General features: G+C 68.4%; 17 protein-coding genes and 1 tRNA gene. 7 read left to right on the forward strand and 11 right to left on the reverse strand.

The window, feature by feature from the left end; translation table 11 throughout:
- Positions 1–9: 9 nt before the first annotated feature.
- The 3 genes from T8T98_RS03045 (at position 10) to T8T98_RS03055 (ending at position 5,266) form a co-directional block, all read left to right on the forward strand.
- Positions 10–1,122: a TrbI/VirB10 family protein gene (locus T8T98_RS03045; protein ID WP_251104085.1), complete on the forward strand. Its 1,113-nt coding sequence runs from the start codon at positions 10–12 to the stop codon at positions 1,120–1,122.
- Positions 1,123–1,129: 7 nt separating this feature from the next.
- Positions 1,130–2,122 carry a P-type DNA transfer ATPase VirB11 gene (virB11, locus tag T8T98_RS03050; RefSeq protein ID WP_251104084.1) on the forward strand — a complete coding sequence of 331 codons (993 nt, stop codon included), beginning with the start codon at positions 1,130–1,132 and terminating at the stop codon, positions 2,120–2,122.
- Positions 2,123–2,377: 255 nt separating this feature from the next.
- Positions 2,378–5,266, forward strand: a complete 2,889-nt coding sequence (locus T8T98_RS03055; protein ID WP_251104083.1) for a TonB-dependent receptor — start codon at positions 2,378–2,380, stop codon at positions 5,264–5,266.
- 84 nt (positions 5,267–5,350) lie between these two features.
- On the opposite strand, the gene T8T98_RS03060 is transcribed toward T8T98_RS03055, so the two are convergent.
- Complete coding sequence (locus T8T98_RS03060) at positions 5,351–6,112, reverse strand: queuosine precursor transporter (protein WP_251104082.1); 762 nt, start codon at positions 6,110–6,112, stop codon at positions 5,351–5,353.
- A 57-nt stretch (positions 6,113–6,169) separates the two neighbouring features.
- Here T8T98_RS03060 and T8T98_RS03065 point away from each other — a divergent pair.
- From T8T98_RS03065 to T8T98_RS03075, 3 genes are all read left to right on the forward strand, one after another.
- Positions 6,170–6,246, forward strand: a tRNA-Arg gene (locus tag T8T98_RS03065).
- Between the two features lie 122 nt (positions 6,247–6,368).
- Complete coding sequence (locus T8T98_RS03070) at positions 6,369–7,613, forward strand: putative DNA modification/repair radical SAM protein (RefSeq protein WP_251104081.1); 1,245 nt, start codon at positions 6,369–6,371, stop codon at positions 7,611–7,613.
- Positions 7,610–9,043, forward strand: a complete 1,434-nt coding sequence (locus tag T8T98_RS03075; protein WP_251104080.1) for a UdgX family uracil-DNA binding protein — start codon at positions 7,610–7,612, stop codon at positions 9,041–9,043. The genes T8T98_RS03070 and T8T98_RS03075 overlap by 4 nt, the downstream gene beginning before the upstream one ends.
- Here T8T98_RS03075 and T8T98_RS03080 read toward each other — a convergent pair.
- Genes T8T98_RS03080 through T8T98_RS03090 form a run of 3 tightly spaced genes read right to left on the reverse strand, consistent with a single transcriptional unit; the run spans position 9,040 to position 14,843 of the window.
- Entirely contained in the window at positions 9,040–10,449 is a 1,410-nt protein-coding gene (locus tag T8T98_RS03080) for an efflux transporter outer membrane subunit (RefSeq protein ID WP_160732147.1), read from the reverse strand. The genes T8T98_RS03075 and T8T98_RS03080 overlap by 4 nt on opposite strands.
- The gene (locus T8T98_RS03085; RefSeq protein ID WP_251104079.1) at positions 10,446–13,673 is read right to left on the reverse strand and encodes an efflux RND transporter permease subunit; all 3,228 of its coding nucleotides are present in this window, start codon (positions 13,671–13,673) and stop codon (positions 10,446–10,448) included. The genes T8T98_RS03080 and T8T98_RS03085 overlap by 4 nt, the downstream gene beginning before the upstream one ends.
- A 3-nt stretch (positions 13,674–13,676) precedes the next feature.
- Positions 13,677–14,843, reverse strand: coding sequence for an efflux RND transporter periplasmic adaptor subunit (locus T8T98_RS03090; RefSeq protein ID WP_251104078.1), 1,167 nt, complete (start codon positions 14,841–14,843; stop codon positions 13,677–13,679).
- A 92-nt stretch (positions 14,844–14,935) separates the two neighbouring features.
- Here T8T98_RS03090 and T8T98_RS03095 point away from each other — a divergent pair, with 92 nt between their 5' ends.
- A complete protein-coding gene (locus T8T98_RS03095) occupies positions 14,936–15,586 on the forward strand; it encodes a TetR/AcrR family transcriptional regulator (protein WP_251104077.1) in 651 nt (216 codons plus the stop codon).
- Here T8T98_RS03095 and T8T98_RS03100 read toward each other — a convergent pair.
- The 7 genes from T8T98_RS03100 to T8T98_RS03130 all read right to left on the reverse strand — a co-directional run bounded on the left by T8T98_RS03100 (position 15,583) and on the right by T8T98_RS03130 (position 19,424).
- A complete protein-coding gene (locus T8T98_RS03100; protein ID WP_251104076.1) occupies positions 15,583–16,353 on the reverse strand; it encodes an NUDIX hydrolase in 771 nt (256 codons plus the stop codon). The two genes, T8T98_RS03095 and T8T98_RS03100, sit on opposite strands and share 4 nt — an antisense overlap.
- A gap of 281 nt (positions 16,354–16,634) precedes the next feature.
- A complete protein-coding gene (gene grxD, locus T8T98_RS03105) occupies positions 16,635–16,961 on the reverse strand; it encodes a Grx4 family monothiol glutaredoxin (protein WP_160732152.1) in 327 nt (108 codons plus the stop codon).
- A 34-nt stretch (positions 16,962–16,995) separates the two neighbouring features.
- A complete protein-coding gene (locus T8T98_RS03110; RefSeq protein ID WP_160732153.1) occupies positions 16,996–17,229 on the reverse strand; it encodes a BolA/IbaG family iron-sulfur metabolism protein in 234 nt (77 codons plus the stop codon).
- A gap of 7 nt (positions 17,230–17,236) precedes the next feature.
- Positions 17,237–17,560, reverse strand: coding sequence for a DUF1476 domain-containing protein (locus T8T98_RS03115; RefSeq protein ID WP_251104075.1), 324 nt, complete (start codon positions 17,558–17,560; stop codon positions 17,237–17,239).
- 99 nt (positions 17,561–17,659) lie between these two features.
- Complete coding sequence (locus tag T8T98_RS03120) at positions 17,660–18,658, reverse strand: NADPH:quinone oxidoreductase family protein (RefSeq protein WP_160732155.1); 999 nt, start codon at positions 18,656–18,658, stop codon at positions 17,660–17,662.
- Complete coding sequence (gene leuD, locus T8T98_RS03125; RefSeq protein WP_160732156.1) at positions 18,655–19,257, reverse strand: 3-isopropylmalate dehydratase small subunit; 603 nt, start codon at positions 19,255–19,257, stop codon at positions 18,655–18,657. The genes T8T98_RS03120 and leuD overlap by 4 nt, the downstream gene beginning before the upstream one ends.
- Positions 19,257–19,424 carry an isopropylmalate isomerase gene (locus T8T98_RS03130; protein WP_160732157.1) on the reverse strand — a complete coding sequence of 56 codons (168 nt, stop codon included), beginning with the start codon at positions 19,422–19,424 and terminating at the stop codon, positions 19,257–19,259. The genes leuD and T8T98_RS03130 overlap by 1 nt, the downstream gene beginning before the upstream one ends.
- Positions 19,425–19,436 lie beyond the last annotated feature (12 nt).

Here is a 19,436-nt window from a genome sequence, read left to right on the forward strand (position 1 = left end):
CGCCTCGCCATGCGACTGCCCGCCCGCAAGCAGGGCGGTGCCGCGAACGACATCGACCCGCGGGAACAGGAATCGGCCGAGGTCATCGACCTCGCCAGCCGCAATGCCTTCCCCGCCGTCACCCAGCGCAAGGGCAAGTCGGATTCGCTCGGCCTCGTCGCCGGGGTGGCGATCGTCGCCCTGCTGGGGGCGGCGACGTTCATCGGCATGGATTCGACCCGCATGGCGGAGCCGGAAGGTGTCGGCGGGCAGCAGCCGGCCGCCGAACCGGCCCAGCCGGCCGCCCCGCAGCCTGCGGAAGCCGCCGCCCTTGCGCCCGCCGTGCCCGCGCCGCAGCCCGATCCCGCCCCGGCGCCGGTCCTTGCCGCCCAGCCGGGCGCCGCGCCGGCCCCTGCGGGCAATCCCTATGCCAGCCCGACGGTCGTGTTCGATTCCAGCGCTCTTCCGGCGGCCGCGGCCGGGCCGGCCGCCCCGACCGCGGGCGAGGGCGCGGGCGCCGCGACCGGCAACTCGGCGTCGGACTTCGCGAGCCGCATCGGCGGGGTCGGCGGCGCGCCGGCCCAGGCGAAGGCGATGGCGAACCCGCGCACCACGGTGACGCAGGGCACGCTGATCCCGGCCGTCCTGGAAACCGCGATCGATACCAACGTGCCCGGTTTCGTCCGCGCCGTGGTGAGCCAGGACGTGCGCAGTTTCGACGGCACGCGCGTGCTCGTGCCCCGCAGCAGCCGCCTGATCGGCCAGTACCAGTCGGGCGTGCAGGGCGGGCAGAAGCGCGCCTACGTGATCTGGACGCGCCTCATCCGGCCCGACGGCGCCTCGGTAAACCTCGCGTCGCCGGCGATCGGTTTCGACGGGACCACCGGCCTGCAGGGCGAAGTGGACAATCGCTTCTTCCAGCGTTTCGGATCGGCTCTCCTGCTTTCGGTCGTGGGCGGGCTGTCCGCGATCGGCACCGGCGGGGCTTCCGTCGTTCTGGGCGGGGCAGGGCAGTCGGCAGCCGGCGTGGCGGCCCAGCAGGACAGCCAGATCGGCCCGACGATCCGCGTGCGCCAGGGCGAGCCGATCCGCGTCTTCACCGCGCGCGACCTGGATTTCAGCCAGGTCCCCGCGGTCAGGTAGGCGGGCGATGGCGGCCGACATCCATCCGCTTCGCGGCGAAGGCGCCGGGGAACGCAGCGTCTACCTCGACGCCTACCTCGCGCCTTTCCGCGAGTGGCTCGACCGGGACACGGTGACCGAGATCCTCGTCAACCGCCCGGGCGAAGTCTGGGTGGAAGATGCCGCGATGCCGGGAATGCAGCGGGTCGAGACCCCGCATATCGACGATACGCTGGTCCAGCGCCTGGCAGAGCAGGTCGCCCGGGTCAGCCACCAGGGCATCAATCGCGAACACCCGTTGCTGGGCGCGACATTGCCCGACGGTGCGCGCGTGCAATTCTGCGGGCCGCCTGCCACGCGCCGCCACTGGGCCATGGCGATCCGCCGCCACCGCCGGCTCGACCTGCCGCTCGACGCCTACGACACCGGCCCCCTGGCACCGCCCGCGCAGCCGGCGATGCCCGACCCCCAGGCCGAGCCGATCGCCTACTTGCGGGAGGCCATTCGCCAGCGGCGCACGATCCTGATTTCCGGCGGCACGAGCACGGGCAAGACCACTTTCCTCAATGCCATGCTGGGCGAGATTCCGCGCCGGGAACGCGTCGTCCTGGTCGAGGACACGCCCGAGCTGAAGCTGCCGGGCGCGAACGGGGTCGGCCTCGTCGCCGTCAAGGGCGAGCTGGGCGAAGCCAAAGTCACGGCCAACGAACTGCTCCAGGCGGCGCTGCGCCTGCGGCCCGACCGGGTCGTGCTGGGCGAACTGCGCGGGGCCGAAAGCGTCAGCTTCCTGCGTGCGATCAATACCGGGCACCCGGGCAGCTTCTCGACCATCCACGCCAACAGCCTGCGCGGCGCGCTGGAACAGCTTGCCCTGATGGTGATGCAGACCGGCATCGGCCTCACCCGCAGCGACACGATCGCCTATGCCGCCTCGGTCATCGACGTGATCGTGCAGCTCGGCCGCGGGACCGACGGCAAGCGCGGGATTGCGCAGATTGCCCGAACGGCGAGCCTCGTCTGACCCCGCCGGGCGCCCTTTCGCCCGGTTTTCACCCGCTCGTTGCAAATAAATCGCGCCTTGGAGAAAGTCCCGGCCGGGGCGCAATGACGTAGGGGAATACTGGCCTTTGCGTCCGGGCAAGATGCAATCGTATGCGGAAATATCCTGATTGCCCCAGGCTTCCCAAGGGCAAGCCTATTGCCAAGTGCGCGGGTAATGAAATACTTTCCTTCCAGTTTAAGTCGCATCAGACGACTGGACACGAGGAGAGGACGAATGAGGGTGAAGGCAACCCTGCTTGCCGGCATTTGTGCCGGCGGGCTCGCATTTCCCGTTACCGCGCAGGAAACCGATAGTGGCGAAAGCCCGGTCGCGACCAGCGGGCCGGTAATCGTGGTGACCGCGCAACGACAGGACCAGAGCCTGCAGGAAGTCCCGATCGCGGTCAGCGCGTTCACTTCCGAGGCGCTGGAGGCGCAGCAGATCGAGAACGCGAGCGACCTGCAACTGACATTGCCCAACGTCTCGTTCACCAAGAGCAACTTCACGTCCTCCAGTTTCACCATTCGCGGGATCGGCGACTTGTGCGTCGGCGTGACCTGCGACAGCGCGACCGCGATCCACACCAACGGCTCCCCGCTGTTCGGCACCCGCCTGTTCGAGACGGAGTATTTCGACCTCGAACGGGTCGAAGTCCTGCGCGGGCCGCAGGGCACGCTGTTCGGGCGCAACGCGACATCGGGCGTGGTCAACGTCGTCACCGCCAAGCCCGACCTGTCGGGCTTCGGCGCCGCGGCCGAGCTGGAATACGGCAATTACGACAGCATCAAGGCCAAGGGCATGGTCAACGTGCCGATCGGCCAGGTCCTGGGCCTGCGGGTGGCCGGGTTCTATCTCAATCGCGACGGCTATACCCGCAACCTCTACGACGGGTCGCGGATCGACGACCGCGACATGTACGCGGTGCGCGGCTCGCTGAGGTTCGAACCGGGGCCGGACACGACGCTGGACCTGATGGGATACTACTTCCGCGAGAACGACAATCGCCTGCGCATCCAGAAGCAGACCTGCCAGCGCGACCCGACCGGCGTGCTCGGCTGCCTCAACGCGCGGCGCGATTTCGACAGCACCAACGCCAATTCGACCCTGGCCGGCGTGCTTGCCTCCGAAGAGCTCTACGCGATCCAGGGGCTCCCGCCCGGTTTCGGCCTGGGCAGCCTTTACGGCCCGGACGGCTTCGCCAACTTCGACGAGCCGGATGACGTGCGGGTCGTCAACACGCCGGTCACCCCCGAGTATTTCGCCGACGAGCTGCAGCTCCAGGCGCACTTGGAGCAGCGGTTCGGCACGATGAACCTGTCGCTGACCGGTCTCTACCAGGAAACCTCGGTCGATTCGCGCCAGGACTACAACCTCGGCGTGCTCGACCGGACGAGCTACGCGGCCGCGCTGAACCAGCTGGCGTTCTTCGCCGCCAACGACGTCATCTTCCCCGGGTCGTCGGCCTATTTCGCCCCGATCGCGCAGGCGCTGATCCCGGGCGGCCCGAACGGCCAGCTGTGCACGTCGGACAACGACATGGGCAGCCAGGGCGCGTTCGAGGGCAACGCGATCTGCGGCGACGTCCCGCTGTCCTACGACCGTTCGAACCAGGACCAGAAGGCCTGGTCTGCCGAGGCGATCCTCAGCAGCGATTTCGACGGGCCGTTCAACTTCCTGCTCGGCGGGATCTACGCCGAGTCCGAGGTTTCGGAGAACAGCTACTACGTCAACGCCTTCGGCCTCGACTATGCGACGGGCATCCTCGGGACCTTCTCGGCCATGGGCGCGGCGCTGCCGCCGTCCTACCTCGCGACGTCGATGTACCGGAACAACACGCAGTACTTCAAACTCAAGAGCTTCGGCATTTTCGGGGAGGTCTATTACGACATAACCGATCGCCTGAGCCTGACCGCCGGGCTGCGCTACAACGACGACAGCAAGGAAGTGGTCGCGCGCACCACGTTCGCGAGCTTCCTCAATCCGTTCTCAAACGACGGGGACCCGTTCGATTCGCCTTACGTCGGCAGTTTCGATGCCGATCCGGGCACCGACGGGAACCAGCTGTTGCAAAGGCGCGAGGTCTCCTTCGACGAGATCACCGGACGCGCGGTGCTCGATTACGAAATCTCGCCCGACAACAAGCTCTATGCCTCGTACTCGCGCGGCTACAAGTCGGGCGGGATCAACCCGCCGCTGTCGCCCGTGTTCGACGTGAGCGAGAGCTTCGAGCCGGAACAGATCGATGCGTTCGAGATCGGGTCGAAGAACACCTTCCTCAACGGCACCCTGCAGGCGAATCTGACGGCGTTCTATTACAAGTACAAGGACCTGCAGCTCAGCCGCATCGTCGCGCGCACTTCGGTCAACGACACGATCGACGCCGACATCTGGGGGCTGGAGTTCGAATCGATCCTGCGCCCCTCGCCGCAGTGGCTGATCAACATGAACCTCAGCTACCTCAATACGAAGGTGGCCGGCGACCAGTTCTTCTCCAACCCGCGCGATCCGGGGGGCGGCGATCCGAACGCGGTCATCATCAAGGACATTTCCAACGCCTCGCTGTGCGCGGTCACGGGCCCGGCGCCGGGCGCGGCGGCCGCGTTCGTCACCGCGGTCAACACCGGCCTGGGGCTTCAGGGCCCGTCGCCTTTCCCGTCGGACAGCGGCATAGCCTCGACCGGCGCGTTCAGCATCTGCTCGGTCCTGCAGGACAATGCGCCGGCCGGCTTCGAGGTGCTGAGCCCCGGCGTGGAAGTGAACCTGCGCGGCAACAAGCTGCCGCAGGCGCCCGAGTTCAAGGCCTCGGTCGGCGTCCAGTACACGGCCGAGTTCGCCAACGGCATGTCGCTTGTCCCCCGGTTCGACGTCGCGATGACGGGGACGCAATATGGCAATGTCTTCAACGGCGCGGTCAACCGGATCGAACCGTTCGTGCAGGCCAACGCGCAGATCCAGCTCAACGGGCCGGACCAGGGATGGTTCGTGCGCGGGTTCGTGCAGAACATCTTCGACAGCAATTCGACCACGGGCCTCTACGTGACCGATGCCTCTTCGGGCAATTTCACCAATATCTTCACGCTCGATCCGCGGCGTTACGGGATCGCGGTGGGGGCGCGTTTCTGACCACGGTCTTTCGCTTGGGGGAGGGAGGGCCGGGCCTGCGGGTCCGGCCCTTTTTCATCCCGGTCCCGCGCGGCCGGCGATCGCCTAGGCTGCGCCGGGCCGGCGATCGCGGCGACTGCGGGCGAAAGGCGAAAAATCGGTCCCGGTATCGTAGACGTCGACCCCCTCGCGGCGCTTGAGGGCACCGATCGCGAGATAGGTGACCGGCGTCAGCAAGGCTTCCCACGCGGTCTTGATCAGCCATTGCGACAGGACGACCTGCCAGATCAGTTCGACCGGCCATCCCGCGAGGCCCCAGAAGGCGAGGGGATAGAAGATCAGGCTGTCGAGCCCCTGGCCGACCACGGTGGAGCCGATCGTGCGCGCCCACAGGGCCTTGCCGCGGGTCCACACCTTCATCCGCGCGAGCACGAAGCTGTTGGCGAACTCGCCGGCCCAGAAGGCCGCCATCGAGGCGAGGACGATCCGCCACGAATTGCCGAACACCAGTTCGTAGGCTTCCTGCCCGTTCCAGCCCGCTGCCGGCGGCAGGGCGACGACCACCCAGGCCATGACGGCCATGAAAGCGAGCGCGGCAAAGCCCGTCCAGATCACACGCCGCGCGCGGGCATAACCATAGACCTCGGTCAGGATGTCGCCGATGATGTAGCTGATGGGGAAGAAGAGCACCCCGGCGCCGAACGACCACTCGGTCCCCCCGGGCAGCGTGACATACGACGGTTTCGCCGCGCCGATGATGTTGGAAAGCAGCAGGATCGCGACGAACGCGGCCATGACCAGGTCGTAATAACGGAAGGCCGGCGGCGGTTGCCTGCCGGTTTCGATGCGTTGCACGACGTTGGCCATGCCGGGTGCCTATCGCGATTTGCGCGACTGGAAAAGCGCGCTATGGCTCCACCGCGCGCGCCCGTAGCTCATCTGGATAGAGCGCGAGACTTCTAATCTTGAGGCAGCAGGTTCGAGTCCTGCCGGGCGCGCCATTTCCCACTTCCCGGGCGTATCGCCGAGCCTTCCGCGAGGGTGGGGCGCGACAAGGAAGCATTGGTTTTCAAGCGGTTCGATTGGACTGGACTCTTCCGCGGGGCGAACATATGGAGAACATATGTCCAGTTCCTCGATCATGGATCGGCTCGCCATCCTTGCCGATGCGGCCAAGTACGACGCCTCGTGCGCGTCGTCCGGAACGGCCCGGCGCAATTCGCTGGGCGGGAAGGGGATCGGTTCGACCGAGGGGATGGGGATCTGCCATGCCTATGCCCCCGACGGCCGGTGTATCTCCCTGCTCAAGATCCTGCTGACCAATCACTGCATTTTCGATTGTCATTACTGCGTCAATCGCAAGAGCAGCAACACGCGCCGGGCGCGCTTCACCCCGCAGGAAGTGGCCGACCTGACGATCAGCTTCTATCGCCGCAACTATATCGAGGGGCTGTTCCTTTCTTCCGGCATCGTGAAAAGCTCCAACCACACGATGGAGCAGATGGTCGAATGCGCGCGCATCCTGCGCGAGGAGCACGAGTTCAGGGGCTACATCCACCTCAAGACCATTCCCGAGGCCGATGCCGAGCTCGTGCACCGGGCGGGCCTGTTCGCTGACCGCGTCTCGATCAATGTCGAACTGCCGACCGATCGCGGCCTTGCGCGGCTCGCCCCCGACAAGGACGCGCGGCAGATCGAAGGCGCGATGAACCGCACCAGCACCGACATCGCGGCGGCCAGGGATTCGCGCCGGCGGTTCCGCCATGCGCCGCGGTTCGCCCCGGCCGGCCAGTCCACGCAGATGATCGTCGGTGCCGACCGGGCGAGCGATGCCGATATCGTGCGCCGGGCGAGCGGGCTCTACACGCAGTTCGGGTTGCGGCGAGTCTATTACTCCGCGTTCAGTCCCATCCCCGATGCCAGCGCGGTCCTCCCCCTCAAGCGACCGCCGCTGGTGCGCGAACATCGTCTCTACCAGTCCGACTGGCTGATCCGCTTCTACGGCTTCCGGGCAGCGGAGGTGGCGGAGGCGACCGACGACAAGGGCAACCTGCCGCTGGACATCGATCCCAAGCTGGCCTGGGCGCTCAAGTTCCGGGAGACTTTCCCGCTCGACGTCAATCGTGCCCCGCGCGAACTGCTCTATCGCGTGCCGGGGCTGGGGGTAACGGCGGTCGACCGGATCGTTGCCGCGCGCCGGCACCGGACGCTCCGGCTCGAGGATGTCGCGCGGCTGACCGTGTCGCTGGCCAAAGTCCGCCCGTTTATCTGCACCGCCGACTGGCGGCCCACGCGGCTGACCGACCGGGCGGACCTGCGATCGCTGCTCGCGCCGCGGGCCGAGCAGCTGGAACTGTTCGCGGCATGATGCCGACACCGGCCGCTGCCCGCGCCCGCTATGCCGTCGCGCTGCCGCGGCCGGACGATTTCGCGTTCTGGCGGGACAGGGCGCGCCTGCTGATCCAGTGCGCTATTCCGCCCGAGGATGTGAGCTGGATCGAGCCCGGCGCGCCGGGCGACCTGTTTGCTGCCCAGGCCCTGCCGCCGGCGCCACCCGCGCCCGTGCGCGAGGTGCGCGCCAGTCGCCGTTTCCTGCAACTGGCGGGCAATGCCGCGCTCCATTCGGACCCCGCGCGCTTCGCACTGCTCTATCGCCTGCTCTGGCGGATGCAGGAACACGACCGCCTGCTGGAGGACAAGGCCGACAGTGACGTCCGCCAACTGGCGGAGCTGGACAAGGCGGTGCGGCGCGACAGCCACAAGATGCATGCCTTCGTGCGGTTCCGGCGAATTGCACCGCGCGAGGCCGGAGAGGGCGAGAGGTACGTCGCCTGGTTCGAACCCGATCACCACATCGTGCGCGCCAATGCCGGCTTTTTCCAGCGACGGTTCGCCGGGATGGCCTGGTCGATCCTCACGCCCAGGGGATCGCTGCACTGGGACGGCGAGACGCTGGTGGAGGGGCCGCCCGCGCAGCGCGGCGACGCGCCTTCGGGCGATGCGATGGAGGATCTCTGGCGGACCTATTACGCGTCGATCTTCAATCCGGCCCGGCTGAAGACCAGGGCCATGACCAGCGAGATGCCGCGCAAGTACTGGAAGAACCTGCCCGAAGCGTCGATCATCCCCGACCTGGTCGCCGGGGCCCAGGCGCGCGAGGCGCAGATGATCGCTTCGGGCGGGCCGGCTTTCGAAGGGCGGCCGCGGAGCCTGGATGCCATCGGCGCCGCGATCGAGGGTTGCCGGGCATGTCCGATCGGTTGCCAGGACGGGCGCGCCGTTCGCGGCGAAGGCCCCGGCGCGGCCAGGCTGATGATCGTGGGCGAGCAGCCGGGCGATTGCGAAGAGCGCGCGGGGCGCCCCTTCGTGGGGCCGGCCGGCCAGCTGCTCGATCGGCACATGGCGTCGGCCGGCCTTTCGCGCGAGCGGGCCTATCTCACCAACGCGGTCAAGCACTTCAAGCACACGCTGCGCGGCAAGCGCCGCATCCACCAGACACCGGGGGCGAAGGAAATCGATACCTGCCGCTGGTGGCTGGAGGCCGAGCGGGAGGTGGTCAAGCCGCGCCTCGTCCTCGCCCTCGGCGCCAGCGCCGCCCGCGCCATCCTGGGCCGCACGGTCAGCATCGCGCGGGCGCGCGGCGCACCGATCGACCTCGACGACGGGAGCGAGCTGTGGATCACCACGCACCCTTCGTACCTGCTGCGCCTCGACGGCGCCGCCGCGCGGGAGCAGGCCGCCCTGTTCGACCGCGATCTTTCCGCCGTGCGCCGCCGGCTGGGCGAGATCGCGGCCTAGCGGTCCGCCTGCTCGAACCCGCCGCCCAGCGCGACGAACAGGGTCGCCCGGTTCTGCAGCGCGGCGCGGCGAGTGGCGAGCAATTGCTGGCGCGCGGTGAACAGGTTGCGTTCGGCGTCGAGCACCTCGAGGTAGTCGGCCACCCCTTCGCGATAGCGCAGCCGCGCGATGCGCGCGATCCGCTCCTGCGCCGCAAGCGCCCGCTCCAGCGTTTCGACCTGTTCGGCCAGGTACCGGCGCCCGGCGAGCGCATCGGCCACTTCGCGAAAGGCCGTCTGGACCGCGCGATCGTAGTTCGCGACTTCTTCCACCTCCAGCGCGCGCGCCAGGTCGAGGTTCGCCTCGCGCGCGCCCCAGTCGAAGATCGGCAGGCTGATCGAGGGCCCGAAACTCCACCCGAACCCGTCGGAGCCGAACAGCCCGTCGAGACTGGTGGAGGCAAGGCCCGCACTGCCGGTGAGCGAGATGGTCGGGAAGAACGCCGCGCGCGCCGCGCCGATATTGGCCCGCGCCGCGCGCAGGCGTTCTTCGGCGGCGACGATGTCGGGCCGGGCGAGCAGGAGGTCGGACGGCAGCCCGGCCGCCAGGCGCCAGCCGTTGTCCTGTTCCGCCAGCGGTAGCGCCGGCGGCAGGTCCGCCGGTTCGCGTCCGCCGACCAGGACCAGCAACTGGTTGCGCAGGCGGGCGAGCGCAAGCCGCTCGGCCGACAGCTGCTGCTCGGCCTGGGTCAGCAGCGTTTCCGCCTGGCGGTAGGGGAGGGCGGAGGTGACCCCCGAATCCAGCCTCAGCCTTGCGATGCGCAGCGATTCGCGGCGGGTTTCGGCGGTCGCTTCGGCCAGCGCCACCTGTTCCTCGGTCTCGACGATCTCGAAATAAGTGCTGGCCGTGTCGGCAATCAGCGCGAGGTAGAAGGCGCGCTGCGCCGCCACCGTGGCCAGGTATTCGGCGCGGGCGGCCTCGCTCTGGCTGGCCACGCGGCCCCAGAAATCGAGTTCGAACGCGCTGACGCCGACCCCGACCTGGAACCGGTTGTCGGTCACGCTGGTCAGTGCGCCGTCGCCGGTCGCGACGGCCTGGCGCGCGCGGGTGCCGCTGGCATCGGCGACGACGGCGGGCAGCTTGCGGCTATCCTCGATCCGGTAGCGCGCGCGGGCCTGTTCGATCCGCGCGGTGGCCGCCACGAGATCGCGATTGTTCTCCAGCGCGGCGGCGATCAGCGCGTTCAGCCGCGGATCGACGAACCAGTCGCGATAGGACAGCTGCGATGCCACGACCGCGCCGTCGGGGCGCAGGCCCGCGTCGTAGGCAGGGGCGACGGCCGCCTGCGGCCGGGTGTGCTCGGGGGCGAGGCTGGTGCAGCCGGCCAGCGCGGCCGGCACCAGCACGAGGGCGGCGAGGCGTTTCATCGGGCAGGCTCCTCGGCGGTTCCCGGCGGTGGCGTGTCGTCCAGGTGGCCCGCGGCTACCGGCTGCTTGCGGCTGATGTTCCGCCGGATCAGCAGGTAAAGCATCGGGATCAGGAAGATCCCCAGGACGGTGGCGGCGATCATCCCCCCCATGACGCCGGTGCCCACGGCGATCCGGCTCGCCGCGCCCGCACCGCTGGCCAGCGCCAGCGGCACCATGCCCATCGTGAAGGCCAGCGAAGTCATGATGATCGGGCGCAGGCGCAGCCGCGCCGCAGCCTTGACCGCATCGATCCGGCGCATGCCGCGTTCTTCCTCCTCGATCGCGAACTCGGCGATCAGGATCGCGTTCTTGGCCGCGAGACCGATGATCGTGATCAGGCCGACGTTGAAATAGATATCGGCCGACAGCCCCCGCGCCATAGAGAAGAGCACGGCGCCCAGAACGCCCATCGGCACGATCAGCAGGATCGCCAGCGGCACGGCCCAGCTTTCGTAAAGCGCGGCCAGCACGAGGAACACGATCACCACCGACAGGCCGAGCAGGAGCCCGATCTGGCCGCCGGCCTGCTTCTCCTCGAACGAGATGCCGGTCCATTCGTAGCCGATGCCCTGGGGAAGCTGGCTGGCGAGGCGCTCCATCTCCTCCAGCGCGGCGCCGGAGGACCGGCCCGGCGCAGCCATGCCGGACAGGGTCATGGCCGGGTAGCCGTTGTAGCGCGAAAGGCTGGCCGGGCCGGCCGACCACTCGACATCGGCAAAGGCGCTGAAAGGCACCATCTCGCCCTGCTGGTTCGGGATGCGCAGCGCAAGGACGTCTTCCGGCGTCATGCGGTGGGGCGCATCGGCCTGGACGAGCACTTGCAGCACGCGCCCGTCGCGGTTGAAATCGTTGGCATAGGCGGAACCGAACGTAATCGAGAGGGCCGCGTTCACTTCTGCCAGCGAAAGACCCAGCGCGCGCGCCTGCACCCGGTCGATGTTCACTTCCAGCTCGGGGCTGGGCCCCTGGTCTTCGGGGCGCAGGTTGGCGATCGCCGGGTTTTGCGAAGCCATGCCCAGCAACTGGTCGCGCGCGGCGGTCAGCGCCTCGCGCCCCAGCCCGCCGCGGTCCTGCAGCTTCATGGTGAAGCCGCTCGCGTTGCCGAGCGACTGGATGGAAGGGGGCTGGATCACGAAGGCCATGGCCCCGTCGATCTGCGCGAAAGTGCCCATGGCCTCGCCCAGCATGGCCTCGGCACTGCTTCCCGGCGCGGTGCGCTCGTCCCAGGGCTTGAAGCTGGAGAACATGATCGCGTTGTTCTGCCCCTGGCCGAAGAAGCTGAAACCGCGCACGACGACATGGCTTTCGACCTCGTCCCGGCCGAGCCAGAAATCGGTGATCGGCTCCAGCGCCTCGTCGGTGCGCTCCTGCGTCGCGCCCGGCGGTGCCTGGACGGCGGTGATCAGGAATCCCTGGTCCTCGGTCGGCAGGAAGGCGCCCGGCATCCGCATGAACAGCAGCACGGTGACCGCCCCGAGGGCGAGGAAGACGGCGAAGGCACGCATCGGACGCGACAGGATGCGATCGTTGGCCCGCCCGTACTTCTCGGTCATCTCGGCGAACCAGCGATTGAACCGGGCGAAGAACCGCGCCAGCGCGCGGCGGCCGCGTTCGGCATGCCCGCGCCAGCCGGGCGGCAGCTCGCCCGGGGCTTCGTCCGGCTCCGCGTCGTGCCCGTGCGCCATCGGCTTCAGGAACGTCGCGCAGAGCGCCGGGGTCAGCGACAGGGCCAGCACGGCCGAGAAGAAGATCGCGATCGCCAGCGTGACCGAGAACTGGCGGTAGATCCCGCCGGTCGAGCCGGGGAAGAAGGCCATCGGCACGAAGACCGCCACGAGCACCAGCGTGATCCCGATGATCGCGCCGGTTATCTGCCCCATCGCCTTGCGCGTCGCCTCCAGCGGCGGCAGGCCTTCCTCGCGCATGATCCGCTCGACGTTCTCGATCACGACGATCGCGTCGTCGACCAGGATGCCGATCGCCAGGACCATGCCGAACAGCGAAAGGACGTTGATCGAGAAACCGAACAGCCACAGGCCGAGGCAGGCCCCGGCGAGGGCGATCGGCACGACGAGCGTCGGGATCAACGTCGCGCGCCAGTTCTGCAGGAACAGGAACATGACGAGGAAGACGAGGATCATCGCCTCTATCAGCGTCTTGGCCACTTCCTCGATCGATGCCTCGACGAACGGCGTGGTGTCATAGGGGATCGACCAGGTGGCATCGCCGGGCAGGGTGGCGTCGAGTTCCGCCAGGCGTTCCTTCACGCCCCTGGCAGCTTCCAGCGCATTGGCGCCGGTGGCGAGCTGCACCGCCATGCCGGCCATCGGCTTGCCGTTGAGTTCCGTCGAGCTGGCATATGTCTGTGCGCCCAGTTCGACCCGGGCGACTTCGCCCAGGCGGACGACGGCCGCGCCGCTACTGGCCCGCAGGATGATGTTCTCGAACTCCTCGGGCGTGGAGAAGCGGCCCTCGGTCGAGATCGTGGCATTGATCTGCTGCCCGTCGACGATCGGCTGCGCGCCGATCGCGCCGCCCGCGGTCTGGCTGTTCTGTTCGCGGATCGCCGCCAGCACTGCGCCGGGGGAGAGGTTGTAGGACGCGAGCGCATCGGGATCGAGCCAGATGCGCATTGCATAGCCCGATCCGAACAGCATGACGTCGCCGACCCCGGGCACGCGGCGCAGCTCGTCGATCACCTGGTTGGTGGCGATATTGCCCAGATCGGTGCTGTCGAGCGCGCCGCTGGGCGATGTGAGCGCGACGATCATCAGGAAGGTATCGTCGGCCTGGCGCACGGTGATGCCCTGGCGGCGGACTTCCTCGGGCAGCCGCGCCTCGACCGTGGACAGGCGGTTCTGGACCTCGGTCTGGGCGATGTCGATATCGGTCCCGGCCTCGAACGTGACGGTGATCGTCGCGGTGCCGTTCGACTGGCTCGACGACGACATGTAGAGGAAGCCCTCGACGCCGTTGAGCTGCTGTTCGATCACCTGGGTGACGTTGTCTTCCAGCGTCTCCGCGTCGGCGCCGGGATAGACGACGTTGATCGCCAGCGAGGGCGGGGCGACGTCAGGATATTGCTCGACCGGCAGGGCGCGCAGCGCGATCAGGCCGGCCAGCAGGATCCCCAGGGCGACGACCCAGGCGAAGATCGGGCGATTGATGAAGAACTGGGCCATGGCTCAGCGCGCACCGGCAGCGGGGGTCTCGGCCGCGGCGGGGGCGACAGGCTTCGCGGAAGGCGCGTTGGCGACGGTCACCGGCGCGCCGGGGCGCAGTTTCTGCAGGTTGCTGACGATCACCTTGTCGCCTGGCTGCAGCCCGCTCTCGACGATCCACAGCCCGTCCACCATCGCGCCGAGCTGTACGGGTCGCAGCGCGGCGTTGCCCTCGCGATCGACGACAAAGACGGAGCTGCCGTTCTCGCCCAGCGTCACCGCGCGTTGCGGGACGGCAATGCCTTCGTTCACCTGGCCGGCGAAGATCCGAGCGCGGACGAACTCGCCCGGCAGGAGCAGCCCCGACGGGTTGGCGAACTCGGCCCGCAGTTCGACCGTGCCGGTCTCCTCGTCGACCGAGAAGGCCAGGAAATCGATGTGGCCGGGGATCGCGTACTCGGTGCCGTCGCTGAAGGACAGGCGCACCTCGATCCGGTCGTCCTCGCCCAGGTCCACCTCGCCTGCGGCGACGGCGCGCCGCAGCGCGATGACCTCGCTCGCCGCCTGCGCGAAGCTGACGTAGACGGGCGAGATCTGCTCGATCCGCGTCATCAGCGTGCCTCCGCCCTGCGTCACCAGCGCGCCTTCGGTCACCTGGGCGCGGCCCGCGCGGCCGGAAATCGGCGCGCGCACGGTGGTATATCCCAGTTGCAGCGAAGAGGCCTGGAGCTGGGCGCGGATCTGCGCGACGTTGGCCTCCGCCTCGCGCGCGGCGGCCAGGGCGGCGTCGTATTCCTGCCGACTGATGGCGTTTTCCTCCACCAGCGGGCGATAGCGCTCCACCACCGCGCGGGCATTGGCGGCCGTCGCCCGCGCCCGGGCGAGGCTCGCCTCGGTCTGGGCATAGGCGGCGCGCAACTCGCGCGGGTCGATCCGGAACAGCGGCTGCCCGGCGACGACATCGGTGCCTTCCTCGTAGAGGCGTTTCTGCACGATACCGGTTACACGCGCACGGACCTCGGCCACGCGGACCGGTTCGACCCGGCCCGGCAGCTCGATGACATTGGGGATCGGGCGCGATTCGACCGTCACCGTCTTGACCGGCACGGCGGGCGGGGCGGGCGGTTCCTCGATGCCCGAGCAGGCGGAAAGGAGGGCGCAAGCGAAGAGGCCGGTAACAAGGCGCTTCATGGAGGGGCTTTCGGTCAGCTTTTGTGCAGGTGCGAAGGTGTAATAGGCATTACACGATTGTCATGCAACCCGGAATCGTGGAGCCTTGCGGAATGAATTACGAATTCGAATGCGATCGCCTCGATCGCCGGCGGCGCGCGATCGTCGACGCGGCGCGCGCGCTCTTCATCGAACAGGGTTACGAGCGTACGACGCTGGGCCAGATCGTCGATCGCGCCGGCGGGTCGCTCGCCACCGTCTACAAGCTGTTCGGCAACAAGGAAGGACTGCTGGACGCGGTCGTCTTCGAAAAGGCCGCCTCCGGCGAATGCGTGATCCGCGAGGTCGCCGCGCGCCACCGGTCGCCCCCGGCGATGCTGCGCGAGCTGGCGGGCGCGCTCTACGAGCGGTTTCTCGAACCTGATGACGTCGCGCTCGTGCGGATGGTCATCGCGCGCAGTATCGACGACGTCGATTTCGCCCGGCGATTCTTCGAAACGACCGCCATGCACACGCGCAAGGCGCTGGAGGACGTGTTCGTGGAGTGGGCGGACGCCGGCGTCGCGATGTCCGGCCCGCCCGAGGTCCTGTCGGAGATATTCCTTGGCCTGATCATCAGCGACCTCCAGAACGACGCGATCAGCCACGGCGTGATGGCCCGGCCCGGTGCGGAGCGGATCGCCGAGCGGACCGAGTTCTTCCTGCGCGGGGCGGGCCTCGACGACGCGCGCGAAAACCCCGGCCGCGCCGAAACGCCGGCCTAGCTGCGCCGGACCCCGTCGAGCGGCTCTGCCGTCACCGGGTAGCCGAGATTCTCGGGGATGCAGATCCAGCGCGCCCCGTCGCGCTCTTCCACGAAGGGCGTGATGGTCTGCTGGGGGAAGGCGGCGCAATCGCGCAGCGCGGCGTCGAAATCGGCGAACCGGGCCAGCCGCTCAAGGTTGCGGCGCGTGGGGAAGATCACCGTCAGATCCCCCCGGTCGGCGGCGGCGAGGGCATCGGCGGCCGTGGTCCAGAACAGGCGCGTGTTCTCGGTTTCGTCGACCGCCACGTCGACTTCGCCGGTGCCGAGGTCCGCTAGGTAGAAGCGCGTGTCGAAGATGCGCGGCAGACGCTCGTTGCGCGGGAACCAGCGGGCGAAGGGCACGATCGCGCCCAGGTCGAGCGTCCAGCCGGTGGCGTCGAGCACCGGGGCGAGCGAGCCGGCGTCGAGCAGGATGCGCCGTGCCTCGCGCGCGCGCGCGCCATCGATCCGGCCCGCGAACCCGATCGCGAGGCCGGTTTCCTCCAGCGTTTCGCGGATCGCGGCGATCCGGTGGGCAGCCTCGTCCGTGTCGTCGACCTCGGGCAGGGTTGCGGCCAGTGCGCGGTCGGCATCGTCCACGCGGCCGCCGGGGAACACGGCGGCCCCGCCGGCGAAGCTCATCGTGCGCGAACGGATGACCATCAGCAGTTCGGGCGGCGAGCCTTCCGGCCCCTTGCGGAAGACCACGACGGTGGCGGCGGGAATGCCGTTGGGCGTATCGTTCATCGCTGCCAGTGTGGAGCGCGCGCCGTCCGCTGCCAAGGGTGAATCGCCTGTCGGTTTCCTTTACAACCGGCGCGCGGCGTTAACGCCCCTTTACCTTCGTATCGCGCGGATTCCCGCGCGATGGCACGCCTGGCACGAACAATGCAGCGCGGCGCGTACCCAAAGCGGTCTTCGAACAGAGGCGGCGCATCCAGTCTCCCGGCGCCGCCTCCCCGAACCCAGCAAAAATGGCCCGCGCCGGCAGTGCCGGGCGGGCCATTTTCATCGCATGGGGCGGACGGTCAGGCCTTGGCGACCTGCTTGTCGTCGAGCATCTGCTGCAGTTCGCCGGCTTCGAACATCTCCATCATGATGTCGCTACCGCCGACGAATTCGCCCTTCACGTAAAGCTGCGGGATCGTGGGCCAGTCCGAATAGGCCTTGATTCCCTGCCGGATTTCCATGTCCTGCAGGACATCGACGCCCTCGAAGGCGACGCCGCAGTGGTCGAGGATCGCGACCGCGCGGCTGGAAAAGCCGCACTGCGGGAACAGCGGCGTTCCCTTCATGAAGAGCACCACGTCGTTCTTGCCGACGATGTCGGTGATGCGTTCGTTGATATCGGCCATGGAGACTTTCCGTTCAGGTATCGTGTCGTGAACGTCAGGTGGGCACTTCGGTCGTGAGTTGCAAGGCGTGAAGCACGCCGCCCATCTTCCCGCCGAGCGCGTCGTAGACCATCTTGTGCTGCTGCACCCGGGTCTTGCCCGCGAACTGAGGGGCGACGACGCGCGCGGCCCAGTGGTCCCCGTCGCCGGCGAGGTCGGTCATGACCACTTCCGCGCCGGGCAGCGCGGCCTTGATCATGCCTTCGATTTCCGGGCCGGACATCGGCATGGCGCGATCAGCTCTCGCTCATCAGCTGGCGCTTCGCCTCGACCGTCTTTTCGTCCAGCTTGGCCCGGATGTCGGCTTCGCTGACGTTGCAGTCGGCGGCGGTGAGATCGCCCAGGAGCTTGCGGATCACGTCCTCGTCGCCCGCTTCCTCGAAATCGGCCTGGACGACGGCCTTCTTGTAGGCGTCGGCTTCCTCGGCGGTCAGGCCCATCAGCCCGGCGGCCCATTCGCCCAGCAGCCGGTTGCGCCGGGCGGCGACGCGGAAGGCGGTTTCCTCGTCCATCGCGAACTTGGCTTCTTCCGCGCGCTCGCGATCCTTGAAGTCGGTCATGCAGTCCTCTCGAGAGGGGTGGGTTCTGGCGACGGGATAGAGGCAGGCCCCGCGCGGGGCAAGCGCACAATCGCGCCCCGCCGCGCGGGAAATCCCGCGTCAGTCCATCGTCACGACCAGCTTGCCCACGGCCTGGCGGTTTTCCAGCCTCGCGATCGCCTCGCCCCCGCGCTCCAGCGGGAAGGTCTCGGAGATCAGCGGATCGATCTTGCCCGCCTGCAGCAGTTCGAACAGCTCGTCCGCCTGGGCGCGGAACCGCTCCGGCTCGCGCGCAGTGAAGGCGCCCCAGAACACGCCGCAGATATCGCACGATTTCAGCAGGGTCAGGTTGAGCGGCATCTTCGCGATTCCCGCCGGGAAGCCGACCACGAGGAAGCGCCCCTCCCACGCGATCGCGCGCAGCGCCGGTTCCGAATATTGCCCGCCGACGATGTCGTAGACGATGTTCGCGCCTTCGGGGCCGCAGGCGGCCTTGAACTTGCCGGCCAGTTCCTTGCTGGCCGCCTTGTCCATCTCCCCGCGGGGATAGATCACCACGTCGTCCGCCCCGGCCTTGCGCGCGACTTCGCCCTTCTCCTCGCTCGAGACGGCGGCGATCACGCGCGCGCCGAAGGCCTTGCCCAGCTCGATTGCCGACAGGCCGACCCCGCCCGCCGCGCCAAGGATCAGCAGCACGTCGCCTTCCTTGATGTGCCCACGATCCTTCAGGCCGTGGATCGTCGTGCCGTAAGTCATCATCAGCGAGGCGGCCTTTTCGAACGGCACGCCTTCGGGCACCTTGAACATGCGCCCGGCCTGAACGCAGACTTTCTCCGCCAGGCCGCCGTTGCCGATCCCGGCCAGGACCCGGTCGCCGACCTGCCAGCCTTCCACCCCGTCGCCCAGCGCGGCGACGACCCCGGCGATCTCGCCCCCGGGGGCATAGGGCCGCTCCGGCTTGAACTGGTAGAGGTCGCGGATCATCAGCGTGTCGGGGAAGTTGATCGCGCAGGCCTTCACGTCGACCAGCACTTCGCCCGGGCCGGGCGCGGGCACCTCGACTTCGTCGAGCGTCAGCGTTTCCGGGCCTCCGACGGCGTGGGTGCGAAGAGCTTTCATGCGGCATTCTCCCTAGGTTCTGCGAGCCAGGGCATGTCGCGCGCCTGGCGTTTCTCGTAGGCGGCGATCGCGTCGCCGCGTTCCAGCGTCAGGCCCACTTCGTCGAGCCCCTCCAGCAGGCAATGCTTGCGGAAGGCGTCGATTTCGAAGGTGAAGCGGTCCTGGAAAGGGGTCGTCACGGTCTGGTTCTCGAGGTCGAGCGACACCGGATCGGTGCGCGCGACCTCCAGCAGGCGATCGACCTGTTCCTGGGGGAGGGAGACTGCAAGGATTCCGTTCTTGAACGCGTTGCCGGCGAAGATGTCGGAGAAGCTGGGCGCGATCACCGCCCGGATGCCGAGGTCGAGCAGCGCCCAGGCGGCATGTTCGCGGCTCGACCCGCAGCCGAAGTTGTCGCCCGCAATCAGGATCGGCGCGCCGGCGAAGTCGGGATCGTCGAACGGGTTGCCCGGCTGGCCGCGCAGCGATTCGAACGCGCCCTTGCCAAGCCCTTCGCGCGTGACCGTCTTCAGCCAGTGCGCCGGGATGATGACGTCGGTATCGACATTCTTGGTGCCGAGCGGGATCGCGCGGCCCTCGATGGTCGAGACCGGCTCCATCAGTCGGTTTCCGGCTTTTCGCCGGAGGGGATCGGCCCGGGCTGGGTCGGCGTGTTCTTCGCCTTGCGCTTGGACGCATAAAGCAGCGCGGCGGCCACGGCGGCGGAGCCGATCGCGCCGGCGAGCGCGGCCTTTCCGCCAAGCGATGAGGGGAGCTTCCTGGTCATGCCCTATCCCAT

Origin of the sequence: Pelagerythrobacter marinus (assembly GCF_034375205.1) — a bacterium.
Lineage (GTDB): Bacteria > Pseudomonadota > Alphaproteobacteria > Sphingomonadales > Sphingomonadaceae > Pelagerythrobacter > Pelagerythrobacter marinus.